The following is a 3,914-nucleotide window of genomic DNA, read 5'->3' as shown; positions in this document are numbered from 1 at the left end:
TGAACTGTTGTTCTTTTATTACTTTTCCAAAATCGGAATTTCCTATAATGTCAAAAAAGGAGCTGTGCATTCATTACCTAGTGCAACAGCTCCTTTTATTATGCCCTTATTTTCTTGTGCTCAATCTCTTTGTTACAGTGATACCGAGTAGTGACAATACTCCAAGTATACTCCACAGTAGCATGTGACTTCCATCACCCGTTTTCGGAACCTCAAAGTCCTTGCTTCCCTTTGCAACCTCTTCCTCTTCAATGACAATTTCGTCATCGCCGTCCTTCTCTTCTAATCCAGCCTTCGGAACCTCATCATCTTCGATATTGGTTGTCGGAGCCTCTCCATCCTCAATACTGGTTGTTGGAACCTCTCCATCCTCAATGGTGGCTGTTGGAGTCGGTACTGGATCTGGCGTCGGAATCGGTGCCGGAATAAATGGTATCGGCTCCGGCGTTGGCTCTGGTGTTGGAACCGGTATCGGCTCCGGTATCGGCTCTGGTATCGGCTCCGTTGTTGGCTCTGTATATCTGTTTATGATATCAAAACCTTCAACTGAACTCTCATATCCTTCCGGAACCTCTGCCTCCTTTACAGAATAGGCTATTTCCTTTCCATTCTCGTATTTTTCAAGATTATCAAAGGACCATGCCCAGTTATCATCAGCAGTTACCATTTTACTCTGGATTACCTCGCCTTCCTTCAGAAGATTAACCTTAATCTCTTTCGGTCTTTTTCCTGCTTTATTCCTATCATCATCCCATATCTTCTTTCCCGGGATAGAAATGGCTCCTCCAGAAACTGGTTCATCAGGAATCACCTCGGAAATACGTGTATTAGTAACGGTAAAGCCCTGTTCAGCATCTCCACTGTAAGTAGGCCTATATGAGGCTACCTCCTCTTCTATGACGGTATATTTTATTGCTTGGCCGTTATCATCTGTTTTTCTCAGGGATGTAAAGCTACTCTTCCAGCCATTAGCTTCATTTAAGATTACTGAGATATCCGTTTCTTTATCATTGGCATATAGCTTAATTTTTACATTTTCCGGTCTTGCATCGGTCTTACCGTCATCCTCCCATACCTTTTCAACACGGATATCTATCGTTTCTTGTGTCGGCTCTTCTGTTTTTTTAAGGGTATCCCCCTCTACCTGATAGAAAAGTTCCTCCTTATGACCGGTAGGCTCTATGCGGATTAAATTCTGAATTTTTCCAGAGAAAGATATAGCTTTATAAAAATAAAACTTTACCTGCTCATAACTGTAGCTGATAATAATCTCAGCTTTGCCCGCCGGCTCTGTCTCTGTTTTTAAATAAAATTTCTGACCTATACCTAAAGAAGCTTTCGTGATTTCTTTATCTGTATCGCCATCGTATACCTTTGTTCCGGCAGGGTATTTTACCAGCTTTACACTTCCCTTCTGTCCGATAACAGAAACTGTGTTTGTCTTCCATCCTTCCTCCTGCTTGCTAAAAGCAAGGTTTCCACTCAACGCAATTTGCCCCTGCTCAAATTTTTTATTCACATCCTCCTTATACTTCAGAACATACTGATATAACTCCTGACAATATTTTTTTGCGTCACCGGAAAAAAGTCCTTCCGCAGCTTCTGGATTTCCGGATGTAATTTTCCACACCATCGTCTGGGTTACAAATCTTGCTAAGTCATCTTGTAAATTATATTCTTTACCTAATCCATAGCCATCATGTGGGTAACCTGCATAAAGAGCTATTGCAATCTGTTGCTTTTTATCTCTGCCATAAACATCAATATACTCATCGGAACTTTCCAGATAGTTTTCAACCCTCGTGTAATAAGTTTTATAACCACTGCTTTGCAGTGCAGGAATGTTTTTCTTGATATCATAGCAATATGCCACATTACCTGCTCCGCCTACACCATCTTTGATATAAAAATTATTAGTATTATCCACTGTATATCCTTCATACCTCTGTGTAGCACCGTTGCTCATGGCAAAAATTACCGAAGATGGTGTAAAGAAAAGTGCTACTGCTAAAAGTGCTGCTATTATCTTGCACCATTTTTTTCTCTTTTTCATGTCTTCCTCCTTCTATTAATTATTTTTGGTTCTCTCTAAGTTCTTGCTAAAGTCCTTTCTTCATCTCCTTTTCTTTTTTACAATACTACAGTCCTATTATTTTTGTTTAATTACGTTGTAAAAACATATTTTTCTGTTGTAAATTGCGACCATCAGGAATTTACAATTTGCAAAGGCATAGCGTCTGACACAGCCTTACACCCTTTGGCAGGTTTAAAAGCTTCCTCCTGCAAGGTTTTATCCACCTTACCCAACAGGTCTAAAAGAAGCTTCATTTCCTCCTTTGTGAGCCCCTTCATAGCCAGCTTATCCCAGTCTTCTATCAGTGTATAAATTTCATTAAAAATCTCCAGTCCCTTTTTTGTTGAATACAAAAGCACCTGACGCCGGTCTGTTTCACTTTTCTTCCGGTCTACATATCCCAGCTTTTCCAGCCTTAAAATACATCTGGTTATATGTCCATGATCCATGTGGAACCACTCTGACATCTCGCCCGGCGTTGTCCCTGGCTTCTTACAAACATAAATAAGATACTGGTATGTACCATCTGTAAGTCCATACTGGTCTAAAAGTACAGCCCCGTATTTGATGAACTGCTTCCGAAGCTCTGCAATATAAATGGCTAATGAACCTTCCAAATTACTTCTCCCCTTTCTGCAAATTCTCTTACCCCTATTAATCCACTTAATTATTTTTATTACTTAACAACTGCCTTTACCTGAGAGGAATAGGTTGTGTAAACCTTCTTTCCATCAACGGTCTTTACACCTCTTACCTTGTAGTAATAGGTCTTTCCAGTCCTTAGGCTCTTCGTAGAAAGCTTAACGGAGGTCTCTGTTCCTTTAACCTCTTTTACCAGCTTGTAGCTGCCATCCTTTGATGAGGCTCTGTAAATACGATAGGAATCCACATCATAGGAACCAGACTTCTTCCAGCTAACCTTAACGGATCCCCTGGAGGCCTTGGTTGTTGTGATTACCTTTGTAGCCTTAACACCAGCAGTAATCTTTGCATTTTCGAGAGCAGTCTCAAGCTCTGCATCATTTTCATAGGTATTCATCAGTCCCGCATATTCTGGCATGGTCTTCTTAGCAGCCTCGCTGAGGGCAAATGGCTTGCTGGTATTTCCAGCCTTGATATAAGCCTCTAATTCCTTCTTAACCTGCTCTGCTGCTGCGTAAGTCTGCTTTGCAATATTCTTTCCAAGAATAGTAGCCACAACAGATGCCTTTGCCGGGCTTTCCTTATAGATAGCCTGCATCTTTGTATCTACAATCTTCTGCTGCTTGATTAAGCTCTTCTGATATTCTGCAAAATATGCCTTTACCGCATCAGCCCTCTTCCCACGATCCTCTGAGCATAAAATATTCAGCTTACTGAAAAGCCAGAAATAGGAATTATCTACATATTTCAGACTTTCTACATTGTATTCATCATTTACACTTGTAACTAATGCAGAGTAGTAAGGAACATAAATTGCAAATTCACTTGGAGCATTGGTCTGCCACTGAATAGTAGCCAGGGCCTTCGGCATATTCTTTCTAATTTCAAAAATATGGCACTCTGCCTGTTGAGAGTTACCAATAGAATAACTGGCTTTTCCCTCCTCCTGTGCATAAGGAGTGTTCTCTCCACGGGTAGCTAATAAACGAAGAATCTCATAAGTAGTCATTTTTCTGTCCGGATTATGTAAAAGGGTAATTGGAGATTCCTTACTATTATTATCAATAAAGCTATAATCTTTGGTCTTTTTATCAACCTTTAAAGCTGCATCCAGTTTTTCTGCCTCTGCCCTGTTAATGTAAAACATACCCTGCATATAACGCTCATACTGACCGGCACCAGAGTTTTTATCGCTGTA

The 3,914-nt window shown here is 40.5% G+C and carries 3 protein-coding genes; all 3 read right to left on the bottom strand.

Features of this window, described 5'->3' with window-relative positions:
• Nucleotides 1-106: 106 nt before the first annotated feature.
• Nucleotides 107-2,053, bottom strand: a complete 1,947-nt coding sequence (locus ASU35_RS02790) for a Cna B-type domain-containing protein (protein ID WP_058351574.1) — start codon at nucleotides 2,051-2,053, stop codon at nucleotides 107-109.
• Nucleotides 2,054-2,205: 152 nt separating this feature from the next.
• On the bottom strand, nucleotides 2,206-2,691 hold the full coding sequence (bilQ, locus tag ASU35_RS02785) for a bilirubin utilization transcriptional regulator BilQ (RefSeq protein ID WP_058351573.1): 486 nt from the start codon (nucleotides 2,689-2,691) through the stop codon (nucleotides 2,206-2,208).
• A 59-nt stretch (nucleotides 2,692-2,750) separates the two neighbouring features.
• Nucleotides 2,751-3,914: C69 family dipeptidase (locus ASU35_RS02780; RefSeq protein WP_172794583.1), on the bottom strand; the 1,164-nt coding region annotated here is incomplete at its 5' end.

Source organism: Acetivibrio ethanolgignens, assembly GCF_001461035.1.
Taxonomy (GTDB): Bacteria; Bacillota; Clostridia; order Lachnospirales; family Lachnospiraceae; genus Velocimicrobium; species Velocimicrobium ethanolgignens.
The sequence above is the reverse complement of the archived record's forward strand: the minus strand, read 5'-3'. Positions and strand labels throughout refer to the sequence as shown.